Raw genomic sequence first — 20,569 nt, 5'->3', positions numbered from 1 at the left:
GACACCACCTCACGGCTGCAGGACGCTGGATGGACCGTCCTTCGCTTCTGGGAGCATGAGGATCCCGAGACGGTCGCGACGGCCGTAGCCGTGGCCGTCCGGAGTCAGCATCCGACTGAGGGCAGCCCACGATAGGTGTCGGGCGTGCTGAGTCAACGGGCCTGGCAGCCGGTAGTAGCCGGTGTCCACCTTGCCGTAGCGATACACGCGCCACAGCCGGTATGCGGGCCCAAGATCGATGGACGCCTCGACTTCGGTTCCGGAGATGTAGAAGGGCACTTCCTTGCCATACCGCGTGGTATTGACCTCGTGAAGACCGGCTCATCGGTCAGGCCTTGGAAGGACCGAATGTCGTAACCAGTCCGTCGCCGTCGACTACAGAGACATGGCGGACCTCCGCTGCCAGATCTGGGCGGCCCGCGGCAGCCAGCCGCCCGCGCTCGCAAGCAAGCACGGATTCCTCGCCTGCACGCCCGAGGGCTCTGTTGGATGACTCAATCGCCGCGAAGTCGAGTCCCAGGACGCCGACACGTGCGCCCCGGCCCGCTGGCCAGCCGGCGTTCGGCGCGGCGACCTCTGCACCGAGCTCGGAGGGGGCGACGTCACCATCGGCCACTGCCTTCAGCATGAAGGCGATCGACGTCCCGCTCGACCTCGCGACGGAACTCAATCTTCGTGTAGCTCTCGCCAGCGAGCTCGAGTGTCAGCATGCGGAAGTAGACATCGACGGTCACGCCGATCTCGTCGTCACTCCAAGGTCCAGACGCCACGCGTCAGATCGTCCAGGAAGAGATCGTCGGCTATCAACGGGTCGCCGAAATGCCCGCCGCGCGTCCCAACTCATCCAGGCGGCGGCTCAACAATCCGTCGGTGGTGGCGTCTACCATCGAGGGTTGGCGACGTCAGTGAGTCGCACGCCGGGATCGGGGCAACGGACGGGAGAACACCATGCGAGAACGCGGGCACAAAGCTGAAGACTCAGCTAAGCTGGCTGACATGAGCTCGGCTCCGTTCACGTTCGTCGACCTGTTCGCAGGCGTTGGCGGGTTCCACGCTGCTCTCGGGGCCTTGGGTGGCGAGTGCGTCTACGCTGTCGAGAAGGACGTTGAGGCCGCTGCTGTCTATGAGCGGAACTGGGGCATCCAGGCTCACGGCGACATCATCAATGACACCGAGACCCACATGCGGGTGCCCAAGCACGATGTCTTGGCTGCCGGCTTTCCGTGCCAGCCGTTCTCGAAGTCTGGCCTCCAGCGGGGCATGGACGAGGCACGCGGAACGTTGTTCTGGAACATCCTCCGGATTCTTGAGGTGCGGAGGCCAACAGTCGTTCTGCTGGAGAACGTCCGGAACATCTACGGGCCGCGTCATAGGCACGAGTGGGACGTGATTGTCCGCTCGCTCCGGGAGCTCGGCTACCAGGTGTCGTCTCGGCCGATCGTGTTTTCGCCGCATCTGCTTCCGCCCGAGCGTGGAGGACGACCACAAGTTCGCGAGCGCGTCTTCATCATGGCGACGTATGTCGGAACCCGCGGCTCCCACATCGATGTCGATCCGTCGGTCCCTCACCTTCCAGTCGACGGTTGGTCACCATCCGAGTGGGACCTAGAGACACATCTGCCCGTCCAGCCCGATCCAGAGCTCCGAAATGAGTTGCGGCTGAATCTTGGACCTGCGGAGACGACTTGGGTGGAAGCGTGGAACGACTTCGTGGTCACGCTGCGATCCGCAGGTGTCGAGAAGCTGCCGGGCTTCCCGGTGTGGGTCGACGCGTTCATCCACGAGGACGACCTGGTGGTCCCTGTCGGGACCGCGGACTGGAAGGCCTCGTTCCTTCGCAAAAACGCGGCTTTCTACACCGAGCACCAGGACGTTCTAGAGGACTGGCTCTCCCGATGGAACTACCTCCGCGACTTCCCGTCGTCCCGAAGGAAGTTCGAATGGCAGGCGCAGGGCGCCAGTTCACTAGCCGAGACGGTAATGCACCTGCGACCGTCGGGCTTGCGAGTGAAGCAGGCGACTTACGTTCCAGCACTGGTGGCGATCACTCAAACGAGCATCCTTGGCGATCGGCTCCGCCGAATTTCCCCTCGCGAGGCTGCTCGGCTGCAGGGCCTGCCGGAGTGGTTCGACTTCGGTGACCAGCCCGACGCTGCCACCTATAAGCAGATGGGCAACGGTGTGAACGTCGGCGCCGCATACCACGTCTTCCGCGAGCACGTGCTTAGCTCATTGGCCGCCGTGCGACGCCGCGCGCCACGCCTCGCGCTAGCCGTCGAGGAATCGGCGATCAGCCCAGACGAGGCCCTTGAGCGTCATCGTGATTCGAGCCGCGAGGTCATCGTTAGGCGTCGTCGCTCGGCTGACGCTCGCCGTGTCGCCGGCTGATCAGCGACCCAATCAGGCAACAAAGTGCTCGACAGCCTCGAGCACTGCCGCAAGGCCCACCTTGGTCACCGTCCCGCCACTGGATTCGTAGTGGGCGTTCCAGGTCAAGCCTGCGGCCTCGACGATCTGGCGAGCCATGTCGGGTTTCGTGAGCCGGCTGTCGATGCCGAGTCCTAGGCGGTCGTTGACGATCTCGAAGATCTCTCGGGGCTCCGTCGATCCCGTGGACATCCTCGGAGGCTCCGCTCCGAGTTGCAGTGCGATGTCCCAGACGATGTCAGCCTTGGTGGTCACAGCTCTGACGCTCTCATGACTGCTTGCAACAACGAGGTCGTTCCGGTTACCCACGAATTGTCAACGTCCTTTGTGGGACCACGCCCGAGGAGTTCGAGCAGTCGAAGGCGATCAATGACCATGACCACGGTGGCCAGTTGTCTCCAATCTGGGCCGGCGGCCCGAATCGTCCCTGGAATGACCAGCAGGCTAAGGGGGTCGACGTCCATCGCGAGCCAACTTGCCCAGAGTCGAAGGTCTATGTCGGTGGTCTTGGTGAAGGTCTCTGCCTGGATCGTGCATTGGGCGAGTGCGACAGGAAAGCCCGGTCGGCGGTCCGCGAACTGACGCCAGGCGACGACGTCGACACCGCCGTCCTTTCGGCGTGGCGGGCGGTATCCCCGTCCCGGCTCAACGCCGATTCGTTTGGCGAGCCATCCCACAGCCTGATCAAATGACTCGGGACGGCCGTGCTTCGACGGGTATCCGAACGACACGGCGTTCCCGCCATCGCCCCAAAAATTTGCAAGCGCGGCCTCGCTGATCTCCTCGAGCAGCTCGCCCATCACGGCAGTATCGGACGCCCGCACCGTCTGACGCGCGACCGAACCTGGCGTGAGGTGAAGCAGTGCCGCATAGTGGCCGGCATGCGCGCCGTCTCGTCGCAGGACTGCGAGGTCGCTGACGACAAACGGGTAGGAGCTACCGAGCACGCTTGCCCGCTTGGCCATCGTGTCGAGCGCCATCGCGACCTTCATCGAGGAGGCGCCGATCTCGCTCTGCGCCAGGTCGTCCAGCTTGTCGCGTCCGAAGTGGCCTGAGCGGCTGACGAGCACACTGGTCTCGATCCAGTCTGCGATGGCTTCGGTGGTCGAGACCTCCAGGTCCGTCATTTGCTAGAGGTCGGTCTCTGCGGTGACGTCATCGAGGGTCGACCGAATGCTTCCAACCAGTGACTCGATGTCGTCGACGAGGCTTTGAACCTCGGCGTCGATCGCGAACTCGGCGACGTCGCCGCTGGCGGCGTTCAGCGAGTTCTTGGCAGCGTTGAGCTTCAGTGTCAGCGCCTTCAACGGGTCCAGGCCCTTCTCCTGTATCCGTTGCTTCGCCTCCTCGAGCGTCTTGCCCTCGCGTAGCGCTTCGAGTCCGACCTCAGAGGCGACGACGTTGCCGAGTTGCGACATCTGCCGCGAGTCAGAGATCAAGGACTCGTGCTCCTCGTCGCCGAACACCCACTGGATCACCTCTTTGAGCTCATCGAATCTGTCGGCGGGAACGGGATCCTGACCGATCACAGTCTGCGATCCCAACGGTGCGCCAACGTGGCCGCGGATCTTCGTGCTGCCCATGGCCACGGTGAGCACCGAGAAGGCACTCTCGACCTGCGAGGTCTCAAGCCCGAGGTTCGCAGCCTGTGTCAGCACGGCCTGGTCGCGGTACAGATCGGCAGCCTTGCTCTTGGGAATGCCGATCAGGTCAGCGACTTCCTGCAGTGTTCGTCCCTCTGCCACGCGAGCAGCGATGTACCGAGCCTGCATGAAGGGACGCCACCCGAGCTTGCCGACGACGTGAACTCGCGCGATCTCCGCATGCGTCGTCTCGCGCGTCTCGTGGACGACGATCGGGACCGCCATCTCGGGGCTGATCGAGCGGCTGGCGGCCAACTTCTCCCAACGATCGGGTGTCGCGAAGCCTGCTCGAATCTCGGGATAGGCCAGTCCGATGAGTGCGGTGAGCCGTCGGTTCCCCTCGACGACGATCCAGGCGTTCGCCTCATCAGGGCTGGGGATCACGATGAGTGGCTCGGCATTGAAGAAGCCCAGTTCGGCTATCGACTGCGCGACGGGATAGGCCTCGAAGCCCATCTCGAGCAGCGTCGCGAGCTCAGCGGTGTCCTTGGTGCGGTGCGTCTCGGGTATGCGCGGATTCTCCGGATCGAGACGCAGAGCTGACAGAGGGGCGCTCGACGGGCGACCCGCGCTGGCCGGGAGGTGTTCAGACATTCCGTTCCTTTCGAACTACGAGCCCTGATCCGAGGTAGACCGCGAGCGCCAGCACCTCGCCGTCGTCCTCGTGCTGCCGCACTTGAGTGCGATGAATCTGGATCACGATTTGGTTCGGCTCGTTCTCCAGGTTCTCCACGAGTCGGTCCCCGGGATAGAAGTCACCGTTCTGCTGTGGTTTCAGGTCGCGGCCCTGGAAGAGATTGACGAAGCCAAGCTCACCAGACCATCGGCGCTTGCGTGGAGCCTCGCCGTCCTCCATCAGCATGACGGTGGCGCTCTTCAGATGAGTGAAGCCGCGGGCGATGGCACCCGCGAACTCGTCGTGGAGCCATCCTGGGCTGTAGTCGGGACGAGCCCATTGTGTGAAGAGGCGCTCCAAGGGTTCGAGTGACTCGACCGTGAGGGTGCGAAATGCCAGGCGACCCTGGGAGACTCGCGGGGCGTCCAACAGGCCAAGCTCCTCGAGAAGTCCGTAGTTGTGAGACGTGTCGACAGCCTGGCGAGAGGGCGCGCGCATCTGGTGCCAGCCCAGCCCCATCGTCGACAGGGCTGAAACCACGCTCGATCGAGTAGGTGTCATCCCGTCCGGCAGCACGAGTCCGATCTCGCGCGCCCACGTGTGAACCGACCCACCGCTCTCGATGTGATCGTGCAGTCGCGCGCGTAGGTCCTCTTCGGTGTGCACGATCTCGGTAAGGGAGCGGATCGTCTTCTTGCTGGCGAAGAACTGGCAGTAGGGCAGAAAGTCCCCTCGGTAGCCGAAGGCTCGAGCACGTTGCTCAAGTGTGTCTACCTGCGGACTCGCAGGCCTGTTCATGTAGGTGACCGTGAGCCCTTCGACGGTGAATCCTCGATCGAGCTTGTTGCCGCCGACGAGGACGTGGACGGGCGATACGTGCCAGTCGACCTTATTGATGTCAGCCGCGCTGTTCACGAGCCAGGTCATTGCCTGTGCGAGTACGAACTTCAGCTTGTGAGCGAAGGTCTGATCGTCGACGTCTGAGGCACCGTTCTGCACGAGCCGTTCGCGTTCGTCGGTGATGGACTCTGGAATTGTTTCGGGGTCGTCGGGCACCAAGGCCTTGCGCCACTGGTCCAGCTGCCGGCGAATGAGGAACTCGTACCGCGCCTGAACGTCGTTGCGAGCCGTGGAGTGAACCAGCATGCTGATCGGCGGGCTCGCCGCGTCTTTGAGTAGAAGGAGTGCAGTGCCTGCTAGGAACGACGACAGGGCCTGATGCAGGCTCTTCTGTAGCTGTAGCGGTGGGCTCTTGGAGGCCTGCTCGTCCAACATGGGCACGTTGCGAACGACTCGATCGGCATGGTCGATGAAGAACTGCTTGCCGCCTGTATATCCCTCGCCCGGGGTCAGGAACTCCACGTGTTGGGGGCTCAGTATGTCGGCAGCGTCCAGCATGAGGGGCGCGTACGGCGTTGCCGTGTATTGCACATAGAGATGGCTCGGGACGGACGACCGCAGCTCGCGAATGGCAGCGTAGGTCTGACTTTCGGCGTCCTTGCCGGTGTTCAGCGACGCCTGGTCTGCCTCGTCGTCGATGACGAGCACGCGCAGCTCGTCCGGCAGCTTCGCCAGTTGCTTCGCAACGGCCCTGATGCGTCCTGCGTGCTTGAGCACAGGCACAAGACATACCCGGCCCATGTCGACGAAGCTGCGAAGCTTCTTGCCCGCAGCGTCGGTGGCTGGGTTCGTCTCGCTGATCCAGATGTAGTCGCTGCGAGTCGTGATCCCTAGGGACCCTTCGAGCCGCTGCTTGTTCTGATCGAGAAGCAGGTTAGTGGACCCAAGAAGAGCAACGATGACCTGATAGCCCTCGTCCGCGGCAGCGGCAGCAAGCGCGGTGATCGAGGTCGTCTTGCCGGACTGCACGTAGCCCAGCGCGAGCACGGTCGGATCGCTTGCCTGACCTGGGTTGGGACCATGCTTCAGGATGGCCGACGCTGACTCCCAGATTCCTTCCCGCGTGTTGTCGTCGATGGTCGTAGCCAGGATCCCGTCCAAGCGTGTGACTTCACTCATCCTCGGATCCCGTCGGCTTCAACGCTCGACGCTTCGCCTCAGTCCATGAACCGAACCGGTTGCGCACGGTCTGGAAGGATGGTCCGTCGGGCACGTTCACTCGCCTCCACTCGTCGAATCGGTGTGCGGAGTTCGGCGCGCTTGGGTCGAGCAGATACTGACGAACAATGTCCGCGATGTCCTTGTCGCTCCACTTCGACTGATAGTGACTGCGGACCGTTCGACCGGGTTCAACGCCCGCAGCCTCACAGGCGGCTGTCCAGGATCCATACCGCTGGCCGATCCTCGGGACTGAGGGGCCGGTGATCTGGCCCACCGCGAGGAGGGCTGTATAGGCCTTCGAAGTCAACGGGTACTCGTACACGGCGGCCGCCCTCATGGCGTCCATGATCTCCTCGTCCGACCAGCGGTTCTCGGGAGCCGTCGCCGCCCACAGCCGGAGATGCGCCAGATCGTCCGGCCAGCATCTGGCTATGTCCTCGCTGGCGATCCCGGTCAAAGTCGCGACTTCCTCGACGGACCTCGGATTCATGTCTGCGAGCACATCCCGGATGGCCGCCGAGACGGACATGCCGTGCGCATGCTCCTCGGACCGGTTCCGCTCGATCTGTGCCTGCCTCACCGATGCCGCGTCGGGGCCCCCGTGCTTGCGCATGAGTTGCCGCACGCGTTCCCGAGTGATCCCGAAGACCTTGCCGATCTCGTCCAAGGTTCGGCCACTTCGCCGCAACTCCATCATGGCGACGACTCGAGCCGGAGGCGGCGGTGGGGGCGGGGTTCCGTCTGGTGCCCACGCGTACGCGCCCTGGCCGACCCTGAAGAAGTTCTCTCGGGTTGTCACCAGAGCTCGGGCGGCCAAGCTCACGTCGTTCTCGGTGGGGACGAAGTCCACGAGGTCGAAGGCTGCCTCGTAGAGGGCAGCGAGTGGCAGCGGCTCGTCTGGGCGAGTACGCAACGCTGTCTCGACTGCCTCGGCGGTGGCCCGGCGGCGCTGGGAGGCGTTCGCGCGGGGTCCGCCAGCGGCCAAGTGCGTCATGCCGATAGACATATGGGTCTGATCGTCTGACTTTGGCCACGGGGACCTGGGCGTCATCCAATCGGCGTCGAAGGGGTCCGTCTGAGGAGGCGTGTCACCAGTGCTCTGCCCATGCACATGCGAAACCAACTGCGAGCCCCCGTACGCGACTGATCTATAGCGACGCTCACCATAGTTCGATCTTTGCGACCGACGGGGCGAAAGGTAAAAGTCGCAGCGGTGCCTGTTGGGTTAGATTCCCCCACCAGTCCCCCTAGAGCCCGATCCCGAAGTCGACCGGACACTCCGGAATCACAGAAACCGCAGGCTGACCTGCGGTTTCTCTGGTGGAGCCTAGGGGACTTGAACCCCTAACCCCCTGCTTGCAAAGCAGGTGCGCTACCAATTGCGCCAAGGCCCCGTGAGCGCTTGGCGCTCGGAGGTGGGCTCAGGCCTTCTCGACGGTGTCAGTGGCCTCGGCCCAGAGGGCCTGCTCGTTCTTGCCCTCGTCCATCTTCTTCTTCGCCAGGACCGCGCCGGCGGCAGCGAGGGCGACCAGCAGGAGCTTCTTCATGGACTCTCCTCGAGAGCGGAGCGAAGGGGATGGAGTGGGCCTAGGAGGACTTGAACCTCCGACCTCTTCCTTATCAGGGAAGCGCTCTAACCGTCTGAGCTATAGGCCCGTGCACGCCGCAAGCGGCGACGCCGAAGGTTACCTGACCGCGGTCAGGCCGTGCCAATCGAGGTCGCGACTCACTTCTCGTCCTCCGCGAGGGTCACCTCGATGCCGCCCAGGAGGGCGGCCGCGAGGTTGTAGAGGAAGGCGGTGAGGGTCGCGATCGCGGTCAGCAGGATGACGTCGACCACCGAGACGAGCAGCGTGAAGCCGAGCACCCGCGACATGCCGACGTAGTTGGTGACGTCGAAGGACGAGTTGCCGCTGTCGCCCTCGACGATGCTGCCGACGGCGGAGTTGATCGAGTCCCACACGCCGGCCGCGCCGAGCACCGACCACACCATGAAGATCGCGACGAACGTGACCACACCGAAGGCGACCGAGAGCAGGAACGCCGTCTTCATCACCGACCACGGGTCGATGCGGGTCAGCCGGAGGCGGGCGCGCCGCGGCTGGCGCCCGGACGTACGCCGGGCGCGGCTGCTCCGCCCAGACGACGGTCCGGCGTTGGCCCGGTGCTCCTCAGCGGCGCTGGACAGCGTGTCCTGGAGCCGACCGGTCAGCGACCTCTTGGCGGGCTCTCCGCCGGAGGTGCGGCGGGGCGTCGCGGTGCGTTCCGACATGGATCACTCCTCGGTGTCGTCGTCGGAGGGGGCTGCTTCCACAGCGTCCTGACCATCGATTGTTGCACCGTCGACCACGTCGGGCGATTCCGCAGCGGCCTCGCGGGCGGCTGCCTCGACCTCGGCGGCGCTCTCGGCGGCCAGCTCCTCGACCTCCTCGTCCTCGCGGGCCTCGACCGACCGGGCGACGACGGCGACGGTGTCGCCCTTCTTGGGCGTCACGAACTTCACGCCCTGGCTGTCGCGGCCGGTGGCCCGGAAGTTGGCGTCGATGGGGCTGCGGACGACCTGCCCGCCGCTGGTGATCGAGAGGACCTCGTCACCCTCCTCGACGATGAACGCGCCGACCAGGCCGCCGCGGTCCTCGTTGGCGAGCTTGACCGCGCGGATGCCGACGCCACCGCGGTTGGTGGTGCGGTAGTCGGTGATCCGGGTGCGCTTGGCGTAGCCGCCGTCGGTGATCGTGAAGACGTACTGCTCCTTCACCTCCGGCAGGTCGCCGGCCTCGATGGCCTCCGGCGACGCACCTTCCTGGACCAGGCGGGCCTCGGCGGCCTCCTCGGCCGCGACCTGGGCGGCGCGGATCACCGAGAGCGAGAGCACCGAGTCGTCGTCGTGCTTGAACTTCATGCCGCGCACGCCGCCGGTGGCGCGACCCATCGGCCGCAGCTGGTCGTCGTCGGCGCGGAACCGGATCGCCTGGCCCTTGCGGGAGACGAGCAGGATGTCGTCGTCGGCGTTGACCAGCTCGGCGCCGATGAGCTCGTCGTCGTCCTCGCGGAAGTTGATCGCGATCACGCCGGCCTGGCGCGGGCTGTTGTAGTCGCCGAGCTTGGTCTTCTTGACCAGGCCGGTGCGGGTGGCCAGGACGAGGTAGGGCGCCTGGTCGTAGTCGCGGATCGCCAGCACCTGGGCGATGTCCTCGTCGGGCTGGAAGCTCAGCAGGCCGGCGACGTGGCCGCCCTTGGCGTCGCGTGCGGCCTCGGGGAGGTTGTAGGCCTTGGTGCGGTAGACGCGACCGGCCGTGGTGAAGAACAGCAGCCAGTGGTGGTTGGTGGTGGCGATGAAGTGCTGGACGACGTCGTCGCCGCGCAGCGTCGCGCCACGCACGCCCTTGCCGCCGCGCTTCTGCAGCCGGTACTGGTCGGCGCGGGTGCGCTTGGCGTAGCCGCCGCGGGTGATGGAGACGACCAGGTCCTCGTCGGGGATCAGGTCCTCCATCGACAGGTCGCCGTCGGCCGCGATGATCTGCGTACGCCGGTCGTTGCCGTGCTTGTCGACGATCTCGGTCAGCTCGTCGGAGATGATCTGCCGCTGGCGGGCCTCGTTGGCCAGGATGTCCTCGAGGTCGGCGATCACGCGCTCGAGCTCGGTGAGGCGGTCCATGATCTTCTGCCGCTCCAGGGCGGCGAGGCGGCGCAGCTGCATCTCGAGGATGGCGTTGGCCTGCACCTCGTCGATCTCGAGCAGGCTCATCAGCCCGCTCCGCGCCTCCTCGACGTCAGGGCTGCGGCGGATGAGGGCGATGACCTCGTCGAGGGCGTCGAGCGCCTTGGCCAGGCCGCGGTAGATGTGCGCCTGGCGCTCGGCCTCCGCGAGGCGGAAGCGGGTGCGCCGCTGGATGACCTCGATCTGGTGGGTGACCCAGTGCGAGATGAACTGATCGATCGGCAGGGTGCGCGGCACCCCGTCGACCAGCGCCAGCATGTTGGCGGAGAAGTTGCTCTGCAGCTCGGTGTGCTTGAACAGGTTGTTGAGCACGACCCGGGCGACGGCGTCGCGCTTGAGGATGATGACCAGGCGCTGACCGGTGCGTGAGCTGGTGTCGTCGCGGACGTCGGAGATGCCCTGGATCCGGCCGGAGTCGGCGAGCTCGGCGATCTTGAGCGCGAGGTTGTCGGGGTTGACCATGTAGGGGAGCTCGCTGATGACCAGCATCACCCGGCCCTTGGCGTCCTCGTCGATCTCGACGACGGCCCGCTGGCTGATCGAGCCGCGCCCGGTGCGGTAGGCCTGCTCGATGCCCTGGCGGCCGACGATCAGCGCGCCGTTGGGGAAGTCGGGGCCCTTGATCCGCTCGAGGAGGGCGTCCAGCAGCTCCTCCTTGGTGGCCTCGGGGTGCTCGAGCGCCCAGATGGCTCCCTCGGCGACCTCACGCAGGTTGTGCGGCGGGATGTTGGTCGCCATGCCGACCGCGATGCCGGCCGAGCCGTTGACCAGCAGGTTGGGGAAGCGGCTGGGCAGGATGGTCGGCTCCTGGGAGCGACCGTCGTAGTTGGGCTGGAAGTCGACGGTGTCCTCGTCGATGTCACGCACCATCTCCATCGCCAGCGGCGCCATGCGGCACTCGGTGTATCGCATGGCGGCGGCGGAGTCGTTGCCCGGCGAGCCGAAGTTGCCCTGGCCGTTGATCAGCGGCGCGCGCAGCACCCAGGGCTGGGCGAGGCGGACCATGGTGTCGTAGATCGCCGAGTCGCCGTGGGGGTGGTACTGACCCATCACGTCGCCCACGACGCGCGAGCACTTGGAGAAGCCGCGGTCGGGGCGGTAGCCGCCGTCGTACATCGCGTAGAGGATGCGGCGGTGCACGGGCTTGAGCCCGTCGCGCACGTCGGGCAGCGCGCGCCCGACGATGACGGTCATCGCGTAGTCGATGTAGGACTGCTGCATGAGCGTCTGCAGCTCGATGGGCTGCACGCGGTCGGTGCCGCCGTCGCCGGGTCCGCCCGTGAGGTCGGTGGGGATCTCGGTCATCTCGTCTTCTCTCCTGCGTTCTATCGATGTCTAGGTCAGTTCTTAGATGTCTCTAGAGACCTAGATATCGAGGAATCGAACGTCCTTGGCGTTGCGCTGGATGAACGAACGGCGCTGCTCGACGTCCTCGCCCATGAGGATCGAGAAGATCTCGTCGGCCTGGGCGGCGTCCGCGAGGGTGACCTGCTTGAGCAGGCGCGCGTCGGGGTCCATCGTGGTCTCCCACAGCTCGTCGGCGTTCATCTCGCCGAGACCCTTGTAGCGCTGGACCGGGTTCTCCTTGGGGAGCTTCTTGCCCTGCGCCTGGCCGTCGGCGAGCAGCGCGTCGCGCTCGGCGTCGGAGTAGACGAACTCGTGCTCGGCCGGCTTGTTCCAGCGCAGCCGGTAGAGCGGGGGCTGGGCCATGTAGACGTAGCCGTGCTCGATCAGCGGCCTCATGAAGCGGAACAGCAGCGTGAGCAGCAGCGTGTTGATGTGGTGGCCGTCGACGTCGGCGTCGGCCATCATCACGACCTTGTGGTAGCGCAGCTTCTCGAGGCTGAACTCCTCCTGGATGCCCGTGCCGAGCGCGGAGATGATGGCCTGCACCTCGGCGTTGGCGAGCACCTTGTCTATCCGGGCCTTCTCGACGTTGAGGATCTTGCCGCGGATCGGCAGGATCGCCTGGATCCGCGGGTCGCGTCCCTGACGCGCCGAGCCGCCGGCGGAGTCGCCCTCGACGATGAACACCTCGCACTCGGCGGGGTTGGTCGACTGGCAGTCGCTGAGCTTGCCGGGCAGGCCGCCGCCGCCGAGGAGGCCCTTGCGGTTGCGAGCCAGCTCGCGGGCCTTGCGGGCGGCGAGGCGCGCGCTGGCCGCGGCCTGCGACTTGCGGACGATCTCGCGACCCTCGGCCGGGTTCTGCTCGAGCCAGGCGCCGAGCTGGTCGTTCATGACCCGCTGGGTGAAGCCCTTGGCCTCGGTGTTGCCGAGCTTGGTCTTGGTCTGCCCCTCGAACTGCGGCTCGCCGAGCTTGATCGAGATGATCGCGGTGAGGCCCTCGCGGATGTCGTCACCCGAGACGCGGTCCTCCTTCTTCTTGATCAGCCCCCACTCCTCGCCCCAGTTGTTGACCAGGGAGGTGAGCGCGGCGCGGAAGCCCTCCTCGTGGGTGCCGCCCTCGTGGGTGTTGATGTTGTTGGCGAAGGTGTGGACCGACTCGGTGTAGGAGGTGTTCCACTGCATCGCGACCTCGAGGCTCATGTGCTGCCCGCTCGCACCCTCAGCGGTCTCGGCCTCGAAGGAGATGACGGTCGGGTTGGCCACGGTCTTGCGGCGGTTGAGGTGCTCGACGTAGTCGACGAGGCCGCGGTCGTACTTGAAGACCTGCTCGAGGCCCCCGGTCTCCGCGCGCTTGATCGCGTCGTGGCCGGCGTCGACCTCGTCGGTGACGGTGTCGTCCTCGACCGCGTCGGCGCGCGCGTCGGCGTCGGGACGCTCGTCGCGCACGACGAACTCGACGCCCTTGTTGAGGAACGCCATCTCGCGCAGGCGCGAGGTGATCGTCTCGAGGCTGTAGGTGGTGTGCTCGAAGATGTCCTCCGAGGCGTACCAGGTGACCGTGGTGCCGGTCTGCTCGCCGGGCTCCATCGGGCGGACCTGCTCGAGGTCGCCCTCCGGCACGCCGAGGTGGAACGTCTGGCGCCACAGGTGGCCGCGGTTCTTGACCTCCGCGACCAGGCGGGAGGACAGCGCGTTGACGACCGAGACGCCGACGCCGTGCAGGCCGCCGGAGACCTTGTAGCCGCCGCCGCCGAACTTGCCTCCCGCGTGGAGCATGGTCAGCGCCATCGTGAGCGCCGGCATGTCCTGCCCGGGCGCGGTGTCGGTGGGGATGCCGCGGCCGTTGTCCTCGACCCGCACGCCGCCGTCGGCCTGCAGGGTGAGCACGATGCGGGTCGCGAAGCCGGCCAGCGCCTCGTCGACGCCGTTGTCCACGATCTCCCAGATCAGGTGGTGCAGGCCGCGCTCGCCCGTGGAGCCGATGTACATGCCGGGGCGCTTGCGCACCGCCTCGAGGCCCTCGAGCACCTGGATCGCGGACGCGTCATACTCCACGCCCTCGTCGACGGCCGTGGTGGACCGCTTCTCGACGGTGGCCTCCACGGCGGCGGCGAGGGCCTCGGCGCGCTCGGCCTCCGTGGGCTGGCCATCCGTGGGCTGGGCGTCGGACGGATCGGGAGCAGAAGCGGAGTCGGGGGTGGCCGGGGTGGACTCGTGGTTCTGTTCGCTCAAGGCACAGCCTTCTGCTCATCGCCCCGGACCTGGCCCGGGGGCGCTCGACATGAGTCGAGTCGCGGCGGTTGCGGGTGCAACACGATCTGCGACTCGTACGCCCATATTACCCGTCAGGGCGCCCGGACCGAAGGACCAACCCCCGGTTGGGGAGGGATCCGGTCGGAAAAAGCGCGTCAGCGGGCCCGTGGGGGCCTGTCAGGCGCGCGAACGGGGGGGTCGGTGGGTCCCCATGTGGTCCGACGGCTGCCAGATCGGCAGAACGCGGCTCCGGCGCTCGCGTCGGCGGCGGGCGCGCCCCCGCGCTGACGGTTCATCAAGGTATGTCGCCGAACCCGCACATCCCATGGCGAGCTGAGCGAGGGAAGTGACGGTTCGCCTGCATACCTTGATGAACCAGCGTCGCGGAGAGGGCTCCGGCCGGCGAGCGGCGGCCCGGGTGCTCAGCCGTAGGTGTCGCGCGGGCCGCGGCCGTCGCGGCTGGACAGCCGGCCCTTGGTCCAGGTCGGCAGGTGCGGGCCGACCACCTCGATCAGCGTGACCGTGCCGTGGCCGAGCTCCTCGTTGAGCCGGCGGACGATCGTCGGCGCCAGCAGCTTGAGCTGGGTGGCCCAGGCGGTGGAGTCGGTGCGCACCACCAGGCGTCCGTCGGTGAACGACTCGGGCGTGCAGTGGTCGGCCACCTCGGAGCCGACCAGCTCGGCCCAGCGGCCGAACACCCCCTGCACCTTGAGGTCGAGCTCCCACCCGTGGTTGGCGATCAGCCGGCCCATCGCCTGGTCGATCGGTTGGGGGTCGCGGTCGTCGGGCCGGGCGCCGGACGCCCGCGGGGTCGTACGACGGCGTGGTCCCCCGGAGCGGCGCCGCGCGGGCTTCGAGCCAGGGCTGGCGGCGGCAGCACGTGCGGCAGCGCGGGCGAGGTCGAGGCCGTCGGCGCGGTGCTCGGCCACCGGGGCGGGAGCGGGATCGGCGCCGTCGGTGGTGGCGGTGGTGTCGTCCCCCGCGGTCCCGGGGTCGCCGGGACGCTCGTCATCCGTCACGGGTCACCGCCCCGTCCGCGACGAGGTAGCGCACGCCCTGCAGCGACGCGGGCACGTCGGCGGCGACCGCGGCGGTGACCAGCACCTGCTCGGCTCCCGCGACGAGCTCGGCGAGCTGCTGGCGTCGTTCGGAGTCGAGCTCGGCGAACACGTCGTCGAGCACCAGGATCGGGTCGTCGCCGTCGGCGCGCAGCAGGTCGTAGGAGGCCAGGCGGAGCGCGAGCGCGTACGACCACGACTCGCCGTGCGAGGCGTAGCCCTTGACCGGCAGCCGCAGCTGCGGGTCGCCGAGGGTGAGCAGCAGCTCGTCGCGGTGCGGGCCGACGAGCGAGATGCCGCGGTCGAGCTCCTCCTTGCGGCGTGCCGCGACCGCGTCGAGCAGCGCCTGCTGGAGGTCGCCGGTCGAGGAGGTCACCTCGACGCTCGCGCGGTAGTCGAGGTCGGCGTCGTCGCGGCTCGCGCCGCGCGCGACCGCCTCGTAGGCCTTGCCGAGGTAGGGGCGCAGGTCGTCGACCAGCCGCAGTCGGGCGCCGAGGATCTCCGCGCCGACCCGCGCCAGGTTGTCGTCCCAGATCTCCAGCGTCGACATCGCCGCGTCGCGCGCGGACCCACGCGCCACCCCGGCGGTCTTGAGCAGGCTGTTGCGCTGCTTGAGCACCCGGTCGTAGTCGGAGCGAACGCCGGCCAGGCGCGGGGTGCGCAGCACCAGCAGGTCGTCGAGGAACCGGCGCCGGTCGGACGGGTCGCCCTTGACCAGGGTCAGGTCGTCGGGGGAGAACACGACCGTGCGCACCAGGCCGACGATCTCGCGGGGGCGGGGGAGGGGGGAGCGGTTGATCCGGGCGCGGTTGGCCCGACCCGGGTTGAGCTCGACCTCGAGCAGCGCCGTGCGCCCCTCCTTGACGACCGAGGCCCGCACGATCGCCTGCTCGGCTCCGGCGCGGACGAGGGGTGCGTCGCTCGCCACCCGGTGGGACGACAGCCGGGAGAGGTAGTCGATCGCCTCGACCAGGTTGGTCTTGCCCTGGCCGTTGCGTCCGATGAACGCCGTCGCCCCCGGCTCCAGCGCGACGTCGATGTCGGCGTAGGAGCGGAAGTTGTGCAGGGTCAGGTGCGCGACGTGCAAGGGGACCTAGCTCTCGCTCGGCTCCTGGCCGCTGCCGGCGCCGGCCTTCTGCGCGGTCTCGGACTGGTCGGGCCCGGTGGCGCCCTCGGCGTCGCCGCCCTTGGGGGCCGGGGTGCGCACCGCGTGCCCGCCGAACTGGTTGCGCATCGCGGCGACCGCCTTCATCGCCGGGCTGTCGTCCTGCCGCGAGACGAAGCGGGCGTAGAGGGCGGCGGTGATCGCGGGGGTCGCGACGGCGTTCTCGATGCCTGCCTCGACGGTCCACCGGCCCTCGCCGGAGTCCTCGGCGTAGCCGGCGACCTTGCTCAGACCCGGGTCGTCGTCGAGCGCGGCGACCATCAGGTCGAGCAGCCACGAACGGATGACGGTGCCCTCGCGCCACGAGCGGAACACCTCGGTGACGTTGTCGACCATGTCGACCTTCTCGAGCAGCTCCCAGCCCTCGGCGTAGGACTGCATGATCGCGTACTCGATGCCGTTGTGGACCATCTTGGAGAAGTGGCCGGCGCCCACCTTGCCCGCGTGGACGGAGCCGAAGTCGCCCTCGGGGGCGAGCGCGTCGAAGGCCGGCCGGACCTTGGCGATGTCGTCGCCGTCGCCGCCGTACATCAGGGCGTAGCCGTTGTCGAGGCCCCAGACGCCGCCGGAGACGCCGCAGTCGACATAGCCGATCTCCTTCTCCGCGAGCAGCTCGGCGTTGGTGATGTCGTCGGTCCAGCGCGAGTTGCCGCCGTCGACGACGACGTCGCCCGGACCGAGCAGGTCGGCGAGCTCGGCGATCGTCGCGCGGGTCGGGTCGCCGGCCGGGACCATGACCCACACGACCTTCGGGCTCGGCAGCGCCTCGACCAGCTCCTCGAGCGAGCCGACGTCGCTGACGTCGGGGTTGCGGTCGAAGCCCACGACCGTGAGTCCCGCGCGGCGCATGCGCTCGCGCATGTTGCCGCCCATCTTGCCGAGCCCGACGAGTCCGATGTCCATGTCGGTGAGCCTAGCCGCAGTCCGGTCCGGTCCGGCCGGTCCGGATCCTGTGGGATCCGACGGCCGGGCGCGCGATCAGCCGAGCAGGCGCCGGGGCATCAGCAGGTAGCGGAAGGAGCCGGTGTCGTCGGTGTCGGTGCCGGAGATGACGACCGGCTTGGTCGCCTGGGTGAACGCCAGGTCGACCATCTCGCCGTCGATCGCGCTCAGCCCGTCGAGCAGGAACTGTGGGTTGAAGCCGGTCGTGAGGTCGTCGCCGGTGATGTCGGCGTCGACCGCCTCGGTCGCCATCGCCTCGTCGCCGGAGCCGGCGTCGAGGACGATCTGGTTGTCGCCGAACTTCATCTGCACCGCGGTGTTGCGCTCGGCCACCAGCGCGACGCGCTTGACGGTCTCGATGAGCTCGGCCTTGTTGACCTTCGCCACCGTGAGGTGCTCGGACGGGAACAGCGAGCGCACCTTGGGGAACTCCCCGTCGAGCAGGCGCGTGGTGGTGCGGCGTACGCCGCCGAGCCCGGTGCCCTCGAACCCGATCAGGCCCTCGCCGGCGCCGCTGGCGCTCAGCGCGATGGTGATCTCCGCGCCCGAGGTCAGCGACTTGGCCGTGTCGCCGAGCACCTTGGCCGGGACGAGCGCGGCGACCGACACGTCGGGCGACTGCGGGTTCCAGGTGAGCTCGCGGTGCGAGAGCCGGAACCGGTCGGTGGCCAGCAGCGCCATCGTGGAGCCGTCGATCTCGATGCGGACGCCGGTGAGGACCGGGAGCATGTCGTCACGGCCCGCGGCCGTCACGGCCTGGGCGACGGCGTGGGCGAAGTCGGCGCTGGAGACGGTGCCGGTGGCCGACGGCATCTCGGGCAGCGTGGGGTAGTCGGAGACCGGCATGGTCTGGAGGCTGAAGCGCGCCGACCCGCAGGTGAGCGAGACGCGCGGACCCTCGAGGGTCAGCTCGACGGGCTTGGCCGGCAGGCTGCGGCAGATGTCGGCGAGCAGGCGGCCGCTGACCAGCGCACGGCCCTCGTCGTTGACCTCCGCGGAGAGGGTGGCGCGGGCCGAGGTCTCGTAGTCGAACGTCGAGAGCACCAGCCCGGCGTCGCTCGCCTCGATCAGCAGGCCGGCCAGGACCGGCGAGCTGGGACGGACCGGCAGGCTGCGGGCAGCCCAGGCAACGGCATCGGCGAAGACGTCGCGTTCGACGCGGAACTTCACAAGGGTCTCCTCGACGAGAGGTGGTGGTGCGGGCAACGAGTGACTGCACGCAGACGAGAACCACACGCGTGCACGTGGGAAGTGCATCCTGCCACGCGCTGTCGGCGCGGCGGCAGGGTTCTCCCCAGAGGGAGGGTTGTCATTCGTTGGTGGGTGATGAGTCCCATGGTGAGGTTCATAGTCGTCATAGGGTCCGTGGAAACTGTGGATGGGACGCGTTGGTGCAGGTCAGGGCGCCGGAACGCTGTGGATGACGGGTGTGGACGCCGGACCGACGACTCGCGGGGTGGTGTGGACGAGCCGGCGGTTCGTGTCGTTCGTCCCATGAAGTCCACAGGGGCTGGGGACGACGCGGCGGACCGAACCACAAGTTCTCCACACACCACCGACCTCCACGCGGGTGCGCCGGTGCGAGCCCGGTGTCGAGCCCGGTGTCGAGTCTGGTCAGCGCTGGCGGGCCTGCATCTTGATCCGGTTGGTGAGCTCGCTGACCTGGTTGAAGACCGCGCGCCGCTCGGCGAGGAGCTGACGGATCTTGCGGTCGGCGTACATCACCGTGGTGTGGTCGCGCCCGCCGAACTCGCGGCCGATCTGCGGCAGCGACATCGACGTGAGCTCGCGGCACAGGTACATCCCGATCTGGCGGGCCATGACCAGGTGCCGGCCGCGCGAGGGCCCGGTGAGGTCCTCGAGGCTGACCCCGAAGTAGGCCGCGGTCTGGGCGATGATCAGCGGGTGGGTGATCTCGGGCTCGCCACCCTCGGGGATCAGGTCCTTGAGCACGATCTCGGCCAGGGTCATGTCGACCTCCTGGCGGTTGAGGTTGGCGAAGGCCGTCACCCGGATCAGCGCGCCCTCGAGCTCGCGGATGTTGGTCTGGATCTTGGAGGCGATGAACTCCAGCACGTCGGGCGGCGCGGTGAGCCGGTCCATCGCCGCCTTCTTGCGCAGGATCGCGATGCGGGTCTCGAGGTCGGGCGGCTGGACGTCGGTGATCAGGCCCCACTCGAAGCGGTTGCGCAGGCGGTCCTCGAGCGCCTCGAGCCGCTTGGGAGCGCGGTCGGAGGTCAGCACGATCTGCTTGTTGGCGTTGTGGAGGGTGTTGAACGTGTGGAAGAACTCCTCCTGCGTCTGCGTCTTGCCCTCGAGGAACTGGATGTCATCGATCAACAGCACGTCGACGTCGCGGTAGCGCCGCTTGAACCTGTCCTGGCGGTCGTCGCGGATCGCGTTGATGAACTCGTTGGTGAACTCCTCGCTGGAGACGTAGCGCACCTTGGCGTTGCTGTAGAGGCTGCGCACGTAGTGGCCGATCGCGTGGAGCAGGTGGGTCTTGCCCAGGCCCGACTCGCCGTAGACCAGGAGCGGGTTGTAGGCCTTGCCGGGCGCCTCGGCGACGGCGACGGCGGCCGCGTGCGGGAACCGGTTGGACGAGCCGATGACGAATGTCTCGAACGTGTACTTGGGGTTGAGCCGGGTCTCCAGCGCGGAGGGGCGACGCTCGGCGGCCCCGCCGCCCATCGGCTCGTAGGCCTCCGGCGCTCGTGGCGCAGGCGGCTCGTAGACCGCCTGCGGGTTTGTCGACAAAGAGACAGATCGATCTGTCGATTCGTCGATCTGGGATGGCGTCTCGCCCTCGAGCGCGGGGTTGACCGTGACGAGCATGCGGATCTCGCGGCCGAAGCCCTCGGAGAGCGCGTCCTCGATGTGGTTGCGCAGCCGGCCCTCGAGCTGGTTGCGGGTGAAGTCGTTGGGGACCGCGATGATCGCGGTGTTCTCGTGGAGCGTCATCGGCACGCTCGGCCTCAGCCAGGCGCGCTGGTTGGGCTGGAGGTCCTCGACGATCTGCTGCCACGCCGTCCCGAGATCTACCTGCTGGTCGTCCACCCGGACCGCCTTCGCTTCCACCATGTCGTCATGCGCGTGTTGCTGCTCGAAAATCCCCCGCCTCGCACGGACGCGCCACCGATCCGACGGTGAGGCTTCCACAGAGTTGTCCACAAGCTGTGAACGGCCGGTCGCGACCCGGGGGGCCGGATCCCCGTGGCCTCCTCCTGCGTCGGGCCCCCACCATCGTCTCCGCAGGTCACGGGGGCTGTTGGCGGCCGTCGTGGCCCGGGTCGCACGACCTCGTGGACCCTGGGGGGACCGTGGCCGGACGAGACC

General features: G+C 67.6%; 16 protein-coding genes, 2 tRNA genes and 1 pseudogene. 1 reads left to right on the top strand and 18 read right to left on the bottom strand.

Annotated elements, in window-relative coordinates; all coding sequences use genetic code 11:
• Positions 1-9: 9 nt before the first annotated feature.
• Together JX575_RS19530 and JX575_RS19740 are read right to left on the bottom strand one after the other, a co-directional pair.
• Positions 10-279, bottom strand: coding sequence for a hypothetical protein (locus JX575_RS19530; RefSeq protein ID WP_241005466.1), 270 nt, complete (start codon positions 277-279; stop codon positions 10-12).
• A 323-nt stretch (positions 280-602) separates the two neighbouring features.
• Positions 603-734: a hypothetical protein gene (locus JX575_RS19740; RefSeq protein ID WP_260988504.1), complete on the bottom strand. Its 132-nt coding sequence runs from the start codon at positions 732-734 to the stop codon at positions 603-605.
• 262 nt (positions 735-996) lie between these two features.
• Between JX575_RS19740 and JX575_RS00080 the strand changes: the two genes are divergently transcribed.
• Positions 997-2,388 carry a DNA cytosine methyltransferase gene (locus JX575_RS00080; RefSeq protein ID WP_186339698.1) on the top strand — a complete coding sequence of 464 codons (1,392 nt, stop codon included), beginning with the start codon at positions 997-999 and terminating at the stop codon, positions 2,386-2,388.
• A gap of 12 nt (positions 2,389-2,400) precedes the next feature.
• Here the strand turns inward: JX575_RS00080 and JX575_RS00075 are convergent, their stop codons facing one another.
• The 16 genes and pseudogenes from JX575_RS00075 to dnaA all read right to left on the bottom strand — a co-directional run bounded on the left by JX575_RS00075 (position 2,401) and on the right by dnaA (position 20,314).
• Positions 2,401-2,682 (bottom strand): hypothetical protein, encoded by a 282-nt coding sequence (locus JX575_RS00075; protein WP_186339697.1) that lies wholly within the window; start codon positions 2,680-2,682, stop codon positions 2,401-2,403.
• Complete coding sequence (locus JX575_RS00070) at positions 2,679-3,554, bottom strand: hypothetical protein (RefSeq protein ID WP_186339696.1); 876 nt, start codon at positions 3,552-3,554, stop codon at positions 2,679-2,681. The genes JX575_RS00075 and JX575_RS00070 overlap by 4 nt, the downstream gene beginning before the upstream one ends.
• Positions 3,555-3,557: 3 nt before the next feature.
• On the bottom strand, positions 3,558-4,664 hold the full coding sequence (locus JX575_RS00065; protein WP_186339695.1) for a hypothetical protein: 1,107 nt from the start codon (positions 4,662-4,664) through the stop codon (positions 3,558-3,560).
• The gene (locus tag JX575_RS00060) at positions 4,657-6,705 is read right to left on the bottom strand and encodes a Z1 domain-containing protein (protein WP_186339694.1); all 2,049 of its coding nucleotides are present in this window, start codon (positions 6,703-6,705) and stop codon (positions 4,657-4,659) included. The genes JX575_RS00065 and JX575_RS00060 overlap by 8 nt, the downstream gene beginning before the upstream one ends.
• Positions 6,698-7,741, bottom strand: a complete 1,044-nt coding sequence (locus JX575_RS00055) for a sigma factor-like helix-turn-helix DNA-binding protein (RefSeq protein ID WP_186339693.1) — start codon at positions 7,739-7,741, stop codon at positions 6,698-6,700. Before JX575_RS00055 ends, JX575_RS00060 begins: the two co-directional genes overlap by 8 nt.
• Positions 7,742-8,065: 324 nt before the next feature.
• Positions 8,066-8,141: transfer RNA gene (locus JX575_RS00050), tRNA-Ala, on the bottom strand.
• A gap of 27 nt (positions 8,142-8,168) precedes the next feature.
• Positions 8,169-8,294, bottom strand: a complete 126-nt coding sequence (locus JX575_RS19525; protein WP_222129345.1) for a DLW-39 family protein — start codon at positions 8,292-8,294, stop codon at positions 8,169-8,171.
• 35 nt (positions 8,295-8,329) lie between these two features.
• Positions 8,330-8,403: transfer RNA gene (locus JX575_RS00045), tRNA-Ile, on the bottom strand.
• A 70-nt stretch (positions 8,404-8,473) separates the two neighbouring features.
• The gene (locus tag JX575_RS00040) at positions 8,474-9,019 is read right to left on the bottom strand and encodes a DUF3566 domain-containing protein (protein ID WP_186339692.1); all 546 of its coding nucleotides are present in this window, start codon (positions 9,017-9,019) and stop codon (positions 8,474-8,476) included.
• 3 nt (positions 9,020-9,022) lie between these two features.
• Positions 9,023-11,773, bottom strand: coding sequence for a DNA gyrase subunit A (gene gyrA, locus JX575_RS00035; RefSeq protein WP_186339691.1), 2,751 nt, complete (start codon positions 11,771-11,773; stop codon positions 9,023-9,025).
• 60 nt (positions 11,774-11,833) lie between these two features.
• On the bottom strand, positions 11,834-13,918 hold the full coding sequence (gene gyrB / locus JX575_RS00030) for a DNA topoisomerase (ATP-hydrolyzing) subunit B (protein WP_186340360.1): 2,085 nt from the start codon (positions 13,916-13,918) through the stop codon (positions 11,834-11,836).
• A gap of 572 nt (positions 13,919-14,490) precedes the next feature.
• On the bottom strand, positions 14,491-15,087 hold the full coding sequence (locus JX575_RS00025) for a DciA family protein (protein ID WP_186339690.1): 597 nt from the start codon (positions 15,085-15,087) through the stop codon (positions 14,491-14,493).
• Complete coding sequence (gene recF / locus JX575_RS00020; protein WP_186339689.1) at positions 15,077-16,213, bottom strand: DNA replication/repair protein RecF; 1,137 nt, start codon at positions 16,211-16,213, stop codon at positions 15,077-15,079. Before recF ends, JX575_RS00025 begins: the two co-directional genes overlap by 11 nt.
• Before the next feature lie 6 nt (positions 16,214-16,219).
• Positions 16,220-17,203 (bottom strand): annotated as a pseudogene (gene gnd / locus JX575_RS00015) (phosphogluconate dehydrogenase (NAD(+)-dependent, decarboxylating)); the annotation flags it as partial.
• Between the two features lie 66 nt (positions 17,204-17,269).
• Positions 17,270-18,403, bottom strand: a complete 1,134-nt coding sequence (gene dnaN, locus JX575_RS00010; protein ID WP_186339687.1) for a DNA polymerase III subunit beta — start codon at positions 18,401-18,403, stop codon at positions 17,270-17,272.
• Between the two features lie 444 nt (positions 18,404-18,847).
• Entirely contained in the window at positions 18,848-20,314 is a 1,467-nt protein-coding gene (dnaA, locus tag JX575_RS00005) for a chromosomal replication initiator protein DnaA (RefSeq protein ID WP_186339686.1), read from the bottom strand.
• Positions 20,315-20,569: the final 255 nt, after the last annotated feature.

The sequence above is a fragment of the Nocardioides sp. zg-1228 genome (assembly GCF_017086465.1).
Classification (GTDB): Bacteria; Actinomycetota; Actinomycetes; order Propionibacteriales; family Nocardioidaceae; genus Nocardioides.
Note: the sequence above shows the minus strand (reverse complement) of the source record. Positions and strands in the feature narration are given on the sequence as shown.

Coding starts and splice junctions, on each gene's coding strand:
- JX575_RS19525 (WP_222129345.1), bottom strand. CDS start 8,294: ATGAAGAAGCTCCTGCTGGTCGCCCTCGCTGCCGCCGGCGCGGTCCTG.
- JX575_RS00060 (WP_186339694.1), bottom strand. CDS start 6,705: ATGAGTGAAGTCACACGCTTGGACGGGATCCTGGCTACGACCATCGAC.
- dnaA (WP_186339686.1), bottom strand. CDS start 20,314: ATGGTGGAAGCGAAGGCGGTCCGGGTGGACGACCAGCAGGTAGATCTC.
- JX575_RS00055 (WP_186339693.1), bottom strand. CDS start 7,741: ATGACGCACTTGGCCGCTGGCGGACCCCGCGCGAACGCCTCCCAGCGC.
- JX575_RS00080 (WP_186339698.1), top strand. CDS start 997: ATGAGCTCGGCTCCGTTCACGTTCGTCGACCTGTTCGCAGGCGTTGGC.
- JX575_RS00065 (WP_186339695.1), bottom strand. CDS start 4,664: ATGTCTGAACACCTCCCGGCCAGCGCGGGTCGCCCGTCGAGCGCCCCT.
- gyrA (WP_186339691.1), bottom strand. CDS start 11,773: ATGACCGAGATCCCCACCGACCTCACGGGCGGACCCGGCGACGGCGGC.
- JX575_RS00040 (WP_186339692.1), bottom strand. CDS start 9,019: ATGTCGGAACGCACCGCGACGCCCCGCCGCACCTCCGGCGGAGAGCCC.
- JX575_RS00070 (WP_186339696.1), bottom strand. CDS start 3,554: ATGACGGACCTGGAGGTCTCGACCACCGAAGCCATCGCAGACTGGATC.